This window comes from Psychrobacter sp. 72-O-c (assembly GCF_904846605.1).
Classification (GTDB): Bacteria; Pseudomonadota; Gammaproteobacteria; order Pseudomonadales; family Moraxellaceae; genus Psychrobacter.
Map to the genome: position 1 here is coordinate 17,852 of NZ_CAJHBI010000033.1, position 14,835 is coordinate 32,686.

A 14,835-nucleotide genomic window follows, 5' to 3' on the forward strand; every position below is an offset into this window, starting at 1 on the left:
TGTTCTTGAAAAATCATCACAATTTTCGGCTCGCAAAGAAAATTATTTAAGTAGGATTCCCTACGGAATTTATTAAAAAAAGACCGGTCAGGCTATCCCTGACCGGTCTTACATTAAAACTGATATTTTACTGAACTTATCGATTGGAAATGAATATGGCAGCTAAAACCGTCACTATAGAAAATAAAGACTATGTCTTTAACACGCTCAAAGAAGCGCAGAAATACTATGATGTAATCGTAAAAGAACTTTATGATGCCAAGCTAACCCTAACGACTGGTCAAGACTTTGATGACTTAAAATGGATATACACCACTTACTGTGATTATACCAATCATAATCTAGATCAATTAAGCGAGTTGGACATCACTGGCTTTAAAGGTATAAGAACTGTCAGAGAAAAAGGCGGTCAATACATCCCCACTGAATGTTGTGTAATCATTTTTTCTAATGGCACCGAAGAAGAGTTTTTTACCGATAAAGCCATTAAAGAAATTGCCATTAAGCAAAACCCACGCTAATTCGTACTAGTGATTCAAATGAAACCGCTTTGGGCGCCTCTTTTAGAAAATTTATTGCCTATTTATTAAAATAGCGGTTGACAACCCTTCTCTACTTACCTAAAATACGCACACTCTTAGCGAGGGGCTATAGCTCAGTTGGTAGAGCACTTGCATGGCATGCAAGGGGTCAACGGTTCGACTCCGTTTAGCTCCACCACGCTATTTATGGTAAAGTGCAGCACTACTAAGCTTTATTATAAGTACCTTGCTAATAGTACAGCATCACCTAGGCACCGCTTATTTTTTAAGCAATCTGATGTTGTTGATTACCGTTATAGCACTATGGACTATAGTATCTATGACAACTCTATGCGTCCCCATCGTCTAGAGGCCTAGGACACCGCCCTTTCACGGCGGTAACGGGGGTTCGAACCCCCCTGGGGACGCCACTATTCGGCGTCACTTATTAGCACTTTTGCGAAGCTGCATAAGATTAGACTAATAAGCGTAGCACCAAAAAGCCCAATCATCTCGATTGGGCTTTTTTTCGTCCATTTTTTATGATAACTGTTTATCAACGGCCTTTTTACAATAGATGTCTAGGACATATCGTTGACTATAAAAAAGTTTTCTCTAGTAAGAATATCTCCTATTAAACTAACGAAAAAATTACGTGAACTTACATTAGCCCATTTCATTGACATAGTGTAACGCCTTTATACACAATGTTAGCGTTTTCCTACTTAAAAGTATTATTAATTCATCGCTTTATTTCTTATCATGTTGTTTTATTCATTGAACTTATAAGTAGTCTTACAGAAATTATTTATAAGATCTGAATTAAACAGCTTATATCATACTGAGAAAAAGCTATCAAAATAATCTACTATTAAGGAATGTCTATGTCACCTACCTATTCGCTTCAACGTCGTCCATCGTGGCGCGGTGTGCTAGCAGGTCTCGTCATGGGACTGATAGTTGTCATGGCGATGATTGCCCTTGCTCTGGTTCTCAGCTCATTTTTACCTTTCGATTTAAAAGGTACTAGTATTGCCGCTGGTATTTATGCAGCAATTACTGCAATAGTCAGTGCTTTTGTGGCAGGCTATTTTGCGATTAAGTTTTCAGCGCCTGAAGCATTATTCGGCGATGGTACAGATATTGATCCAAAGGATGCCAGCTTAACGGGTATGTTAACTGCTGCATTGATTGTATTACTCACTACGTTTTTTGCGATGAGTAGTGCCACTAGTATTTTAGCAACCGCAGGTAATGCTGTTGGTGGTACGGTTAGTACTGTAGCTAAAACCACAGCAGCTACAGCGTCAGCAGTAGGCACAGCAGCGGCATCTGTGCCAGAAGGCACTGTACAACAAGTGCAACAACAAGCGCAGGAAGTTTACCAAAAAGTATCTGGTGAAATTAGCCAAGAAGACGTGCGCGAAATGATTGCTAAGAACACGCAGAATTTAAATGAACAACAGCTTGAAGCCAGTGGTAATGTGCTTTATGAGATGGTAAACGAAACTGAAAATGAAGTCGCCAATATGGATTTCACTAGTATCGATACATGGCGCAACATTGATGACTATGCCAAACAGCGCATGGCATCTATCGAACAAACCTTACAAGGTCCTGAGCTTATTACTCGCTTAGAATCAGAAGGCCTAACTGAAGCACAAGCTATCGAAGTTCGTAGTGAAGTTACTCAGTCATTTAATGAATATAAAATGCAAACTGAGCAATACATCGCTCAAGCTCAACAAACCGTTGATCAAGGTCTAGACCAAGCTGAAGATGTTGCTCGTAAAGCAGCTTTATATACTGGTTTATTCTGGTTAATCAGTGCATTGCTAACCTTTATCGCTAGTACCTTTGGTGCTAAAAGTGCAGCAGCAAATTATCGTTTAGATAAGCCTATCGTAACTCTAGGTGATAACGTTAGATAAGCAGCAGTATTGAATAAAAAATGATGTTAAACATATCTCTAAAACAGAAAGCCCAATCGTAAAGATTGGGCTTTTTTGTGTTTGTTTCTATTGGCACAAGCTGTTTATTTAACGGGGCAAACCGATACCGCTTGGGAATGGTGTCGTCCCTTAGCAAAAGGGTCAAGGGTGTCAAATTTTTGATGGACAAGTCATTTGATAAACAAGCTTAATTAATGGACTAGTTTCTTTAAAGATAAATTTAAAGATAAGTACGTGCCAATCAATATCACAACTGAGCCAATGATAGCCCCTATATCCAATGCTTCGCCAAGTAACACATAACCAAAGAATATCGCAAAAATAGGAATGACTAAGGTAATGCTAGTCGCGCGCATAGCGCCAATATTTTTAATAAGTCGGTTCATAAAGATTAGTGCGATAGCCGTCGAAAACACCCCGATGCAAATTACGGATACCCAGGCTTTAAGACTAATGCTTTTGCCATACGGAAATTCATACACGGCAATGGGTAGCATGACCAAGCTGGCAATGATTAGCGAGCCTGCCGTGATCGCAATCGGCGAAAGGTCTTCTAAATAGTTTCTGGTGATATTGGCCCCTGTCGCATAACCGACACAGGCCAATAAGGCGTAGCCCATAGGCAGCAACCCTGTACCTAAGTCTAAAACTTGTCCCTGCTCACCAAACAAGCGCTCACTCATTAAAATACCGACACCAACGACACCGATAACCAACCCTAAGGTTTGTTTTTTAGCCAGTTTATCGTTAAAAAACTTACTGGCAATAAACCCACTCATCATGGGCACGGAGGCATTGAGCACAGCCAATACCCCCGCATTCACTGACTGTGCTGAAAAAGAAAACAGCACAAATGGAATCGCAGCGGAGAACAAACCGACTACTGCCAGCACTTTGAAATTTTCACGAATACCTTCTCGACTTTTTGGATATAGCACCACAAAAATAAGCATGGTTAGTCCTGCAAATATCACACGCAGGCTTGCAAATGCCAATGAGCCAAACTCAGGGACACCCACTCGATAAAATATAAAAGATAGCGACCACATAAAGGACAGCGTAAAAAAGATAATAAGGTCGCGTCTGGTCATTTGTTAACTCAATTTGTCTGGCTGTTTAATTAGCGGTTTAGACTGCATTTGCTAAGTCATTAAAAATGTCGTGATGATAACTTTTTAATGGCGTCAAAGGTGGGGTTTTTATGTGTTTATAGGCAACCACACTATAAACATTCAATCACCCAATAAAAAACCCAACGTGACGTTGGGTTTTTTTTGACTCAAATAATGGATTACTTAAGCAGCGTCTTTGTTCTCACTAGCCAGTTGACGCAGTACATAGTGCAATACACCACCATGACGGACGTATTCGCGCTCTTTTGGCGTCTGTAGCACTACGTGAACATTAAAGGTCTCGATTGAGCCATCAGCGCGTGTTGCGGTAACAGTGGCCATTTCACTCTCGCCGTTTTTAAGACCTGTGATACTCAGTACTTCTGATCCGTCAAGTTTGTGAGATTGAGCACTCTCGCCATCTTTAAAGGTTAAGGGCAGTACACCCATTCCTACGAGGTTAGAGCGGTGAATACGCTCAAACGAACCGGTAAGTACCGCCTTTACACCCAGTAGAATCGTACCTTTAGCAGCCCAGTCACGGCTAGAGCCAGAACCATATTCCTCACCGCCGAGAACGACTAGCGAACGACCTTCTTCTTTATACTTCATTGCGGCATCATAGATGGGCAACTGCTCGCCATCTTTGAGGGTAGCCTTATCCCCTTTGAGGTAATAAGTATAACCGCCCTCTTTACCATCCATCATCAAGTTTTTGATACGGATGTTGGCAAAAGTACCACGGGTCATGACCGCATCATTACCACGGCGTGAGCCATAGCTGTTGAAATCGGCTTCCATCACTCCGCGACCTTTTAAGTACTTACCAGCCGGCGAATCGGCATCAATGTTGCCAGCAGGTGAGATATGATCGGTAGTAATAGAGTCACCGAACAAGCCCAATATGCGTGCATTCTCAATATCAGGAATACCTTGTGGTTCCATAGTCATATCATCAAAGAAAGGTGGGTTCTTGATGTACGTTGATTCCTCACTCCATGGATATAACTGGCTGTCTGAAGACGAAATGGAATTCCATTCATCACTACCATCAAATACTTCGCCGTAGTTTTTATGGAACATCTCAGCATCAATATTATTAGCGATTAGCTCATTAATCTCTGCTGAGGTTGGCCAAATATCTTTAAGGAAGACATCATTGCCTTCTTGGTCTTGTCCCAGCGGATGGGTAGTCATATCGATATCAACGGTACCCGCCAGCGCATATGCCACTACTAATGGCGGTGAGGCCAAATAGTTGGCTTTTACATGGGAGTGGATACGACCTTCGAAGTTACGGTTGCCGGATAGCACAGCGGCAGCGACCAAATCATTGTCTTCAATGCCTTTTTCTATGCTCTCAAGCAGTGGTCCTGAGTTACCGATACAAGTAGTACAACCATAGCCGACTAGATAAAAGCCAATTTTTTCCAGCTCAGGCATCAGTTCCGTTTTGTCAAGATAATCGGTTACGACTTTCGAGCCAGGCGCAAAAGAGGTTTTTACCCACGGCTTAGCCATCAGTCCTTTTGCCGCTGCGTTTCTGGCGACCAATCCTGCCCCGATCATTACCGCAGGGTTTGAAGTATTGGTACAGGAGGTAATCGCTGCAATGACCACAGCACCGTCACGTAGCTTGTGCTCGTTGTCCTCTATCTTAACGTTAGAGAAGACAGTGTTAGCAGCATGTCTAACGTCACTAACATCAAACTGCGTATCCTGTGCTGAATTAGGCTGGGCCGCTAGTTTATCAGCTTGCTTTTGCTCACCACCCTCTTGAGCAAAGCGATCTTTACCTTTAACTTCCGCTTTACGATCTTTAGTCATCGTATGCAAGGTCTTGCCAAAGCTATCATACATACCTGATAGAGAAATGCGCTGATGCGGCAATTTTGGACCGGCAAGCGAGGGTTCAACAGTGGCTAAATCAAGATGCAAGTTACTGGAATAAGTGGCGTTTGGCGTATCGGCATCATGCCATAAACCTTGCGCCTTAGCGTACTTCTCAACCAATTCAATTTGTACTTCATCACGACCTGATAAACGCAAATAATCAATCGACATTTGGTCAATCGGGAAAATACCACAAGTTGCGCCATATTCTGGTGACATATTGGCAATGGTTGCACGATCAGCCAGCGGCATACTGTTTAGGCCTTCACCGTAAAATTCTACGAACTTACCAACCACTCCATGAGCCCGTAGCATTTCAACCACGCGTAGTACCAAGTCAGTTGCAGTAACGCCTTCGGACAGCTCACCGCTCATCTCAAAGCCAACGACTTGCGGTATCAGCATTGATGACGGTTGTCCAAGCATAGCAGCTTCTGCTTCAATACCACCAACGCCCCAACCAAGTACACCAATACCATTAATCATCGTGGTGTGGCTGTCGGTACCAAAAACAGTATCAGGATAAGCGGTCAGCTCGCCATCAACTTCAGCGGTCATCACCACCCGCGCTAAATACTCTAAGTTTACTTGATGCACAATCCCAGTGGCAGGCGGTACCACGACAAAGTTTTCAAACGCTTGTTTGCCCCAATGCAGAAATTCATAGCGCTCATTATTACGTTCAAATTCAATTTTCTTGTTTAAATCAAGCGCATCTTCGCGACCATAGACATCGACTTGCACCGAATGGTCAACGACCAATTCACTTGGGATAAAGGGATTAATTTGCTCCGCTTTACCGCCAAGCTTGACTACCGCATCCCGCATTGCGGCCAAATCGACTACTGATGGCACACCGGTGAAATCTTGCAGCACCACACGAGCTGGCATAAAGGCAATCTCTTGGGCGGGCTCAGCTCCGGCGTCCCAATTAGCAACGGCTTCAATATGGTTTTTGCCTACTGATTGGCCACCATCTTCTTTTCGCAGCAAGTTCTCAAGCACAATTTTCATGCAAAATGGTAGTTTGTCTATATTGCCGTAGGTTTTGGTCAAGGTAGGCAGGCTATAGTAGGCATAATCCTTGCCATCGACTGAAAGGGTGTCTTTTACGTTGAGAATATCACTCATGGTAGCTTCCTTATTTATGCTATTGATTATTATAGGCTGGTTATAACAGGTGGCTAAGTGCGTTAATTAAATATGTTTTTTGTTTGAGATATTGATTATAGTTGTTGAAAAAATAGCTATCTTCTTATTAAAAACTCTGCATTTTTAGACAGTTTGTAGCCAAAAAGCTACGAAGTTTTAAATGCTATAAAGCGTGTGATTTGAAAAGCGATTGGTAAAAGTACCGCAAACAATAGCAACCAAGCGAAAAACAAAAGTTGCTATTAACAATAACCTGCTATAACCATAACAAACAAGCATAGACTTGTTAACGCTGATTGGTTAACGAATCGTGGCATAATCGTAACTGCCACAGAGGTTTAGCCAATTACGTATAACCACTTAATAGTAGCTATTTAAAAACAACTACTTAATCATAATGCATTTGCTCACAATTTTCTGCGGCGACCGCTACGAAAGACACGGCTGTCATTATAAAATTCGGGATCAGCATTTTCAGGCCAAAAATGCGGCACTCCTAAAATAGGCAGTGGTGAAAGTTTGCGCGGCGTCACTTCAGCTTGTGATAGCAATTGATTCATGTACTCAGCCAGCTTGCCATCTATATAAGCCATCCGTTCAGGCAACGATAACGTAAAAAATTCTGGCATGACGTTAATCACTACACTGTGTGCACATAAAGGTTTTCGCGGCTGTATCAACTGCTCAAGTAGCGCGTGACCAAAGATATAAACCGCCACCTGAGCATAGTCGCGAGGTTTGTAAGGGTGATCCCATTTATCACGCGGCGTCACTAAACTTTCTTGCCAATCAAAGTCAATTAACGCCTTGCCAATACTAGGCTCAGAGGTTACCAGTATCGCGCCATTTTCATCAAATACAGTAATGGTATCGCGGACACGTCCCCGACTCTCATCAGTGCTCTGCCCATTAATTTTCTTAGAAATTTCAAGCATATGATGATAATTTAGCAGCGCCTTAGTTTTAGGAAAGGTCAGCCAAATACTGCCATTAAATAAATCGTGCAAATTCTCACGGGTAGGAATATTACTGGTAGTGGCGATAAAGCTTTCATACGCCTCACCTTCTGGTAATGCGTCTTGGGAGACAAACGTTAAACTATGAGCTTGATTGTTTTGGGTAGGTTTAGTTTGCGGTAATGGTTTTTGCAAATCTTCAGCATGCTGAGTCATCGCTGTATTTAACAGCTCAGCGATGATAGTGGTGCTATGACTAGAATTGTCTTTAGCCTTAGCGTCTACCTCATCTGAACATTGCGCCTGTCTACTTAAATTCTCTACCGTTTGACTGAGACAGTCTAACTGACTCAGATGACATAACCATGGTGCTTGCCAGTTGATAGCGGCAAAGCTTGAGTCTAATAAAGCCGTAACTGAGGGTGAGGATTTAGGCAGCAAAGCACTAGCAGTCATGATGAGAATCTCTATAGTACGTGTGGCTTATATTATGCGAAACGCGATGAGTTTGGCGTGGTAGCTCATGGTATCATAGGGCGCTTTTTTACCGCTAGGGCAACCCTTTTATGGCAAATTTTAACACCCACTTAAACGGCGCATTTGCGGTAAGTGGTGCGATGGGCTTAACCGTTTATAAAGCCGGTCTGTTGAATGACTCAGGGTTTTTAATATGCGTGGCGCTCGGCACGATAGGCGGACTGCTGCCTGATCTAGACTCTGATAACTCGACCCCGATTAAACTGGGCTTTAACATTGCATCCTTTATCTTTGCCTTTGGGCTGGTGATGCATTGGCGCAGTGAGCTAAGCTTACTGGCCTTAATAGCGCTCTGGCTGGCGGGTTACGGTTTTATGCGTTATGTGGTCTTTCAGATATTTACTAGCATGACTGTGCATCGCGGTGTTATTCACTCGGTTCCCTATATGGCAATACTAGGGCTAGGGCTGACATATTTGAGCTATTATGCAGTACACAATCCGCTAACGGCCAGCTGGTTTTACGGTCTATTCTTATTCGGTGGCGCAATGGTACATTTGCTACTAGATGAGATGTACAGCGTGAATCTATCAGGGATGACCATGAAGCGCTCGTCCGGTACGGCGATGAAATTCTATCAACACAAAGACCGCTGGTGGTATCTAATATTATATGCACTACTGGCGTTACTGGTATTCGCCGCCCCGCCTTTTGCACCGTTTTGGGAACAGCTGCGCGATCCTGCCCCTTGGGCAAAGCTCAAAGTCGGCATGCTACCTACCTTTATAAAAAACTTGTTATCTTGAAAGTATTATTTATTAATCATTAGAGTACCCTATGCCACTTTCTAAAAAAAATTGCCCTTGCCAAATCAATCCGTCATTAGAAACAATAAGCACACCATTAGCTTATGAAGACTGCTGTCAGCCTTATCATAACAATATTGATAAAGCTGAAGGCGTTCAAGCTGAGAGCGCTGAACGGCTGATGCGCACTCGTTATAGCGCGTTTGTATTGGTAAAAGCGGATTATATTGTCAAGACCACTGTGCCCGCGCAGCAGGCTTTTCTTGATATCAACGCTATTGAGTCATGGGCAAAAGAAACGGATTGGGCAGGGTTAGAGATCGTAGAACACACACCAAAACTTGGCAAACGTCATGCTCAGGTTGAGTTTAAAGCTTATTATAATACTGAAGATGGATTACAGGCGCATCATGAGTTATCTAGCTTTGTAAAAGTGACAGACAAGACTGCTTCTGAAAATAAAGAACGCTGGTATTTCCTTGACCCAACCGTATCAATGTCGGTGAGCCAAAAGCAGCCGTGTATTTGCGGATCTGGTGAGAAGTTTAAGCGGTGTTGTGGGGTTTATTTAGCTAATTAAAGCGCTTGATAACGATTATATAATTCTTCTATTTGCCCAATATGTTTGTCATTAGATAATAATTCTATCCCGTTTATCTTGGCAGTTGCGAAATGAAAAACATCAAGTTTTCGTTTCTCTAAATTCTTTGATATGCCTTTGTTCTCAGATTCATACTTGTCTAAACGATATAAATTAGTAGCTAAATCTGTCACGTCTTTACTGATATCTAGCCAAGTAAATTCCTCAACAGCCGCTTTAAGCTTAACAAAGTCTTCACTTTCAGTTTGCCATCCGAACTTTCTTAGAAACTCATACCTCAGCAATGGCGTAATAACCAATTCGACATTGTCATCATTGACTAATGCCAATAAATCCGTCAGCCGTTCAATAAGATTGGCATCGTTTTCGTCAATGTTTTTACCTTCTAAAAGATAGGTTAGGAAATTTGAGTCCAGTAGTTTAGCAATCTCTATATCCATTATTATTGCGTTCCTTCTTTGAGCTCATTAATCCGTTTTTCTAACAGTTCAGACAACATTTTCTTAGCATTCTTTTGCTGTGGTGCATTATCACGCTCTAGCTTAAGACGATTGATATCGATATCAAAGGCATCTTTCAATAAGTCTACAAAGGCTGCATTATTAGGATGCTCTATCAGCTCAGTTTTTACTACGCCATCCTCTTTATCTCTGTACAGCTCATAGGCTTCACCATGTTGCAATTGGCTAAGCACGATAGCGGAATGGGTCGTAATATAAAAGGTAGTATTAGGAAATAGACGTTTTAGAGTGGGAATAATAGTCGCTTGCCATTTGGTATGTAGGTGGCTTTCAATTTCATCTATAAAGACCACGCCTTTTACGTGAGCGATGTTGGTTTCGTTAGTGAAATAGCTGTAGCCAGCAATAATAGATTGCATAATTTTGAGTAAGGAAGCGAAACCACTAGATAGCTCTGATAGTTCGGTTTTCTTATTAGCGACTTTTATAAACACGCGATTATTGCCTGAAATTTCTAAAAACTCTGGATCAACACGCTCATCCACTTTGCTGAGCAAACTTAATAACACCTTTATTTCTAATTCTCTATTATCTTCTTTTGCTTGATAAGGATTAGCAGATTGAGCGCGTTGAATAACCCATTCATGAATATCAATATCCATGTTAACGGACTGGAATTTCTTCTCACTAGTAAATATTTTTGCTAAGTATTTATAATAATTCAACCTTCTATCTTCATAACTTCCAATTTCATTGATACTTTTTCGTTCTATCTTCATATCACCACGACCTTGCGCTCCTACAAAAACTGAAGGTATCGTATGAGGTTTTGTCGATAAATTGAAATTAAGCTGTGATGCAAAATTACTCTTATGTATAAAACTCTCTTTAGTTATATTAGATAAATCTAAGAAGTAGCTTTTAGAATTTAGCGATTTAAATAATTTATTTTCAAAATTAAAACCTATATCACTTTTGATAAAAAAATCATTATGAAGAAATAGAGTAATAAACAACGCTTCCAAACACTTAGTCTTGCCAATACCATTTTCACCAATTAGACAATATACTCTCTGCTCAGGTTGAAAGCTAAGATGCACATCCCCTACCCCTACCAGCTTTTTTATTTGAATATCATTGCCTAACATGGCTACACCTAATATTGAGTTGAATGCTACTTTAATAATGGAACACTTGGTTTAAGAGTACAAGTAAACTATCCGCCCTTAAATACTCGCCCCAACTGACCGCGCAATCGCAACCCCTTCGTCAATAGTCAAAAACTTCCGCTGACTTGGACTGTCTTTATATAGAATCTCGCCATCTTGGAAGATAAGGCATTCATTGACAGCTAATTGCTGCCATTTTTCATTGTTAGTCAGTGGAACGGTCACTAGAATGGTCACTTTATCTTTGTCTGTAGTCACGTCACCAAAATTAATCGCTAGATCATCATCTGCCAATTTTGCTTCACCGAATGGTGCTTGGCGAGTCAAATAAAACAGTAAACTACCGGCATAAGCCAATTGCCATCTGCCATTCGATATCAGACAGTTAAAGAGACCATTCGCGGACAGATAACGACATTGGGTGGTCAGAAAGTTAAACAACGTTTGGTCATCAGGACGCGACTTGAAGCTACTTTTGAGTCGGTTAACTAAGTAACAAAATGCCATCTCAGAGTCCGTCGAGCCAACTGGTTGGCAGTGCGAGGCATTACCATTGTCTTGCAGACGCTGACAGCGTTTAATAAATTCACTATTCATCTGGCCGTTATGCGCAAACACCCACTGCTCGCCCCATACTTCACGGACAAAGGGATGAGTGTTAGCCAAGCAGTTTTGACCTTGGGTAGCCTTTCGGATATGGGCAATGACATTCATGGCTTTAATAGGATAATTATTTACTAAGTCCGCGACTGGGGATAGATGACTGGGGCGATTGTCATGAAACAAGCGCAAACCAGTTGAAACACTTTCTGAGTCCGCATTAATATTGCAGTCACTACGCTCAAAAAACGCAATACCGAAGCCATCTTCATGACTGTCCGTCATACCGCCACGCCGACGAAATCCTGCAAAGCTAAAACCGATATCCGTTGGCGTATTACAGTTCATTCCTAAGAGTTGGCACATCTATGTTTTACCGCCTTTATGATCTGGTGTGGTACGATTTATCTGAGTATCTGACACAATTCCAAGTTCGGCATCGCTCATTTTATCCAGCAGCATCTCACCATCGGTATCGGCAACAGTAGTGCTTAAGATACGTTGAGCTTGCTCCAGATCCGTATCTTGTACCCAGAGTACAATGCCGGAGTTCATACCTGGGATGGCGCTAAGTGCTTGTAGAGAGACAGTAATACCGTTATTACGGAGCAAGTTGGCGTGGAGCTCGCCTTGCATATTGGTATCGTAGCGTACCAGTTTGTGCCAGTTATCGACTTGATCGGTCATGAGGCCGCCTTTAGGAATTGAGGAATGAATGATTCAGTAATAAAAAGAATATTTATGACAATTGATCTAGTGTGTATTTTTTGATTTCAAAATTACTGTCAGTATTTAAATGCTCTTGTGCTTGTTGGGCTTGGGTCTCGCTGCTAAAAACACCTTTTATCTGACTGTCTGTCTTATCAGTATCTAGAAGTACAAAGACCACATTTTGCTCTTTTTCGACATGTGACCAATGATAAGCGGCCAATCGTTTCATCAGGTCAGGATTTTTGACCATGATATTATCGCCAGTGCGTCCTTCAGTACGGTTATAATGAATAACGTTGAGACGTAGTAGCCAGAATATCACAGCCGCTTTTGCCAGCATCACTGGCAATGCTTTCTTCTCATCTTCCCCAAGCGCTCTTTTTGATTCATAACCTTGTAGAAAGGTGGCCATTTTACTGCGGTCAAAATCGACCGATTCGCCTTGTTCAGCGCCACCCCACGTGGTACAAAAATCATTAATAGTAATCGCTATGTCCATCAAATAATGATCGACACTGACTTCAGTAAAGTCTAACAGACCCGTAAGACGCTCGTTGCCTTTTTGGCTGTTATTTGATAGCAAGTCCCACAAGGTATTATCAGCAAACATATCTAAATGACACAGTCCTGTTGGCAGTGTTGCCAGTGGCAATTCAGTGTAAGAGTGCCAAATATCGCTCATCAGCTTGGCTTCATCGCTTGGCATAAATTGCATTTCGCGATCACGCACTTCCGCCCACGGATATAGTGGCACGCCATAATCTTCGGCAGGTTGCAGCTCTTGTAGAGTTGCATGTAATACCGCCAGCGACTCGCCTATTTTATGACACATGCTTTGGGTGGTTTGCTCAGGATGTGTGCCTGCCAGACAGGGCACTACCGTAATCGCTTTGTCTTCATAGTGAATGACATAGCGTTTATCATCACTCAAATTATCGTCGTTATCAGCCCCTGACTCAATACCTGAATCAAGCAGTGCCAGCGGTGCCGCAACCGGTAATTTGCCATTTAGCTTGTTTAAAATGACCGCCATTTTTTCAATATCAGCAGGTGGGCGTTCTTCAAATAAAGTAAATACGTAAGAGTGCTCGCCATCTGCATCGTCAGTCGTTTGAATAAACCAGTTAGAGTTTTTTATCCCTTGGGTAATAGGAATGGCACGGGCAAATTGGACACCAAAACTTTGACAAAATGCGGCAAACTGATCATCGGTTAACTGGGTATAAACGGACATGACAACTCACTTATGACAATTAAGTAGAAAATTAAATTGGGACAGATTCAAATAGTGATAGCAACAATTACACCACGAATGAAAGAACTTTGATAAAAAGCGCATTAATCTTGCGAAAATATGCCTGATATGGCGGTGATTTTGCTAGACTAGCACTTACGAAAGAATTGATTATAAGGTGAAAGTCCCTATGTTAGCAAAGCGTATCATTCCTTGCTTGGACGTTGATAATGGCCGCGTGGTTAAAGGCGTGCAATTTGTCGATATTAAAGATGCTGGCGATCCAGTCGAAGTGGCAAAGCGCTACAACGAACAAGGTGCTGATGAGATTACCTTTTTGGACATTACCGCTACCAGTGATGAGCGCGATACTACTTATTATACGGTCGAACGTATGGCGGAAACGGTATTCGTGCCGCTAACGGTCGGCGGCGGCGTGCGTAAAATAGCTGATATTCGCAACCTGCTCAATGCGGGCGCAGATAAAGTGGCGATTAATTCAGCAGCGGTATTCACTCCTGAGTTTGTCGGTGAAGCCTCACAAAAATTCGGCAACCAATGTATCGTCGTCGCCATTGATGCCAAGCGCGTTGCTGATATTAACGTCGATGGCATTATAATCCCGCGTTGGGAGATTTTCACCCACGGTGGACGCAAACCAACCGGCATTGATGCGGTCGCTTGGGCAATCAAAATGGCCGAGCTGGGTGCTGGTGAGCTATTGGTCACCTCCATGGATGGTGATGGCACTAAAAAAGGCTATGATTTAGAGCTGATGAAGCAGATTACTCGGCAAGTAAACGTCCCGGTCATTGCGTCAGGTGGCGTTGGTAACTTGCAGCATTTAGCCGACGGCGTACTTGAAGGTGGTGTGGATGCGGTACTTGCGGCTAGTATTTTTCACTTTGGTGAGCATACCGTTCTTGAGGCAAAGCAATACATGGCAGCGCAAGGAATACAAATGCGTCTGTAAAAAAATGCTATTATAGTGCTAACTATTTATATTCATTTGTCTGATTTTAATATATCCATAAAACCTATTATTCAACTCAATTAAAAATCTAGGTGGTGTATCAAAAAGTATGCTGAGTAAATAAAGGAGGGGTGCCAGCCAAAGCAAAGATGCTATATTTGAGGTTATGAAGACACAAATAGAGATTAATTGCCCCGACTGCCACAGTCCTAGTCTT

13 protein-coding genes and 2 tRNA genes are annotated in these 14,835 nt (G+C 42.1%); 7 read left to right on the forward strand and 8 right to left on the reverse strand.

What is annotated here, in order from left to right; translation table 11 throughout:
- Positions 1-155: 155 nt before the first annotated feature.
- The 4 genes from JMX97_RS11245 (at position 156) to JMX97_RS11260 (ending at position 2,452) form a co-directional block, all read left to right on the forward strand.
- Positions 156-521 carry a hypothetical protein gene (locus tag JMX97_RS11245; RefSeq protein WP_201558180.1) on the forward strand — a complete coding sequence of 122 codons (366 nt, stop codon included), beginning with the start codon at positions 156-158 and terminating at the stop codon, positions 519-521.
- 123 nt (positions 522-644) lie between these two features.
- Positions 645-720, forward strand: a tRNA-Ala gene (locus JMX97_RS11250).
- 156 nt (positions 721-876) lie between these two features.
- Positions 877-952, forward strand: a tRNA-Glu gene (locus tag JMX97_RS11255).
- A 453-nt stretch (positions 953-1,405) separates the two neighbouring features.
- Complete coding sequence (locus JMX97_RS11260) at positions 1,406-2,452, forward strand: hypothetical protein (RefSeq protein ID WP_201558181.1); 1,047 nt, start codon at positions 1,406-1,408, stop codon at positions 2,450-2,452.
- Positions 2,453-2,664: 212 nt separating this feature from the next.
- On the opposite strand, the gene JMX97_RS11265 is transcribed toward JMX97_RS11260, so the two are convergent.
- From JMX97_RS11265 to JMX97_RS11275, 3 genes are all read right to left on the reverse strand, one after another.
- Entirely contained in the window at positions 2,665-3,564 is a 900-nt protein-coding gene (locus JMX97_RS11265) for a DMT family transporter (RefSeq protein WP_201558182.1), read from the reverse strand.
- A 204-nt stretch (positions 3,565-3,768) separates the two neighbouring features.
- Positions 3,769-6,609 carry an aconitate hydratase AcnA gene (gene acnA, locus JMX97_RS11270; RefSeq protein ID WP_201558183.1) on the reverse strand — a complete coding sequence of 947 codons (2,841 nt, stop codon included), beginning with the start codon at positions 6,607-6,609 and terminating at the stop codon, positions 3,769-3,771.
- Positions 6,610-7,037: 428 nt separating this feature from the next.
- On the reverse strand, positions 7,038-8,042 hold the full coding sequence (locus JMX97_RS11275; protein WP_201558184.1) for a DUF3025 domain-containing protein: 1,005 nt from the start codon (positions 8,040-8,042) through the stop codon (positions 7,038-7,040).
- A 110-nt stretch (positions 8,043-8,152) separates the two neighbouring features.
- Between JMX97_RS11275 and JMX97_RS11280 the strand changes: the two genes are divergently transcribed.
- Positions 8,153-8,869 (forward strand): metal-dependent hydrolase, encoded by a 717-nt coding sequence (locus JMX97_RS11280; RefSeq protein ID WP_201558185.1) that lies wholly within the window; start codon positions 8,153-8,155, stop codon positions 8,867-8,869.
- Positions 8,870-8,900: 31 nt separating this feature from the next.
- The gene (locus JMX97_RS11285; RefSeq protein ID WP_201558187.1) at positions 8,901-9,449 is read left to right on the forward strand and encodes a YchJ family protein; all 549 of its coding nucleotides are present in this window, start codon (positions 8,901-8,903) and stop codon (positions 9,447-9,449) included.
- Here JMX97_RS11285 and JMX97_RS11290 read toward each other — a convergent pair.
- The 5 genes from JMX97_RS11290 to JMX97_RS11310 all read right to left on the reverse strand — a co-directional run bounded on the left by JMX97_RS11290 (position 9,446) and on the right by JMX97_RS11310 (position 13,645).
- Positions 9,446-9,910, reverse strand: a complete 465-nt coding sequence (locus JMX97_RS11290) for a type II toxin-antitoxin system VapC family toxin (RefSeq protein WP_201558189.1) — start codon at positions 9,908-9,910, stop codon at positions 9,446-9,448. The two genes, JMX97_RS11285 and JMX97_RS11290, sit on opposite strands and share 4 nt — an antisense overlap.
- A 2-nt stretch (positions 9,911-9,912) precedes the next feature.
- Positions 9,913-11,079 carry an AAA family ATPase gene (locus tag JMX97_RS11295; RefSeq protein WP_201558191.1) on the reverse strand — a complete coding sequence of 389 codons (1,167 nt, stop codon included), beginning with the start codon at positions 11,077-11,079 and terminating at the stop codon, positions 9,913-9,915.
- Positions 11,080-11,157: 78 nt separating this feature from the next.
- On the reverse strand, positions 11,158-12,066 hold the full coding sequence (locus JMX97_RS11300) for a class II glutamine amidotransferase (protein WP_201558192.1): 909 nt from the start codon (positions 12,064-12,066) through the stop codon (positions 11,158-11,160).
- Complete coding sequence (locus JMX97_RS13820) at positions 12,067-12,387, reverse strand: DUF2007 domain-containing protein (RefSeq protein ID WP_227671575.1); 321 nt, start codon at positions 12,385-12,387, stop codon at positions 12,067-12,069. It lies immediately after the preceding gene.
- A 52-nt stretch (positions 12,388-12,439) separates the two neighbouring features.
- On the reverse strand, positions 12,440-13,645 hold the full coding sequence (locus JMX97_RS11310; protein WP_201558193.1) for a homoserine kinase: 1,206 nt from the start codon (positions 13,643-13,645) through the stop codon (positions 12,440-12,442).
- A gap of 190 nt (positions 13,646-13,835) precedes the next feature.
- Here JMX97_RS11310 and hisF point away from each other — a divergent pair, with 190 nt between their 5' ends.
- Positions 13,836-14,618 carry an imidazole glycerol phosphate synthase subunit HisF gene (gene hisF, locus JMX97_RS11315; protein WP_201558194.1) on the forward strand — a complete coding sequence of 261 codons (783 nt, stop codon included), beginning with the start codon at positions 13,836-13,838 and terminating at the stop codon, positions 14,616-14,618.
- The last annotated feature ends 217 nt before the right edge of the window (positions 14,619-14,835 follow it).

What these genes read in the sequence shown, in the direction of transcription:
- JMX97_RS11245 (WP_201558180.1), top strand. Translation starts at nt 156, where the DNA reads ATGGCAGCTAAAACCGTCACTATAGAAAATAAAGACTATGTCTTTAAC.
- JMX97_RS11260 (WP_201558181.1), top strand. Translation starts at nt 1,406, where the DNA reads ATGTCACCTACCTATTCGCTTCAACGTCGTCCATCGTGGCGCGGTGTG.
- JMX97_RS11265 (WP_201558182.1), bottom strand. Translation starts at nt 3,564, where the DNA reads ATGACCAGACGCGACCTTATTATCTTTTTTACGCTGTCCTTTATGTGG.
- acnA (WP_201558183.1), bottom strand. Translation starts at nt 6,609, where the DNA reads ATGAGTGATATTCTCAACGTAAAAGACACCCTTTCAGTCGATGGCAAG.
- JMX97_RS11275 (WP_201558184.1), bottom strand. Translation starts at nt 8,042, where the DNA reads ATGACTGCTAGTGCTTTGCTGCCTAAATCCTCACCCTCAGTTACGGCT.
- JMX97_RS11280 (WP_201558185.1), top strand. Translation starts at nt 8,153, where the DNA reads ATGGCAAATTTTAACACCCACTTAAACGGCGCATTTGCGGTAAGTGGT.
- JMX97_RS11285 (WP_201558187.1), top strand. Translation starts at nt 8,901, where the DNA reads ATGCCACTTTCTAAAAAAAATTGCCCTTGCCAAATCAATCCGTCATTA.
- JMX97_RS11290 (WP_201558189.1), bottom strand. Translation starts at nt 9,910, where the DNA reads ATGGATATAGAGATTGCTAAACTACTGGACTCAAATTTCCTAACCTAT.
- JMX97_RS11295 (WP_201558191.1), bottom strand. Translation starts at nt 11,079, where the DNA reads ATGTTAGGCAATGATATTCAAATAAAAAAGCTGGTAGGGGTAGGGGAT.
- JMX97_RS11300 (WP_201558192.1), bottom strand. Translation starts at nt 12,066, where the DNA reads ATGTGCCAACTCTTAGGAATGAACTGTAATACGCCAACGGATATCGGT.
- JMX97_RS13820 (WP_227671575.1), bottom strand. Translation starts at nt 12,387, where the DNA reads ATGACCGATCAAGTCGATAACTGGCACAAACTGGTACGCTACGATACC.
- JMX97_RS11310 (WP_201558193.1), bottom strand. Translation starts at nt 13,645, where the DNA reads ATGTCCGTTTATACCCAGTTAACCGATGATCAGTTTGCCGCATTTTGT.
- hisF (WP_201558194.1), top strand. Translation starts at nt 13,836, where the DNA reads ATGTTAGCAAAGCGTATCATTCCTTGCTTGGACGTTGATAATGGCCGC.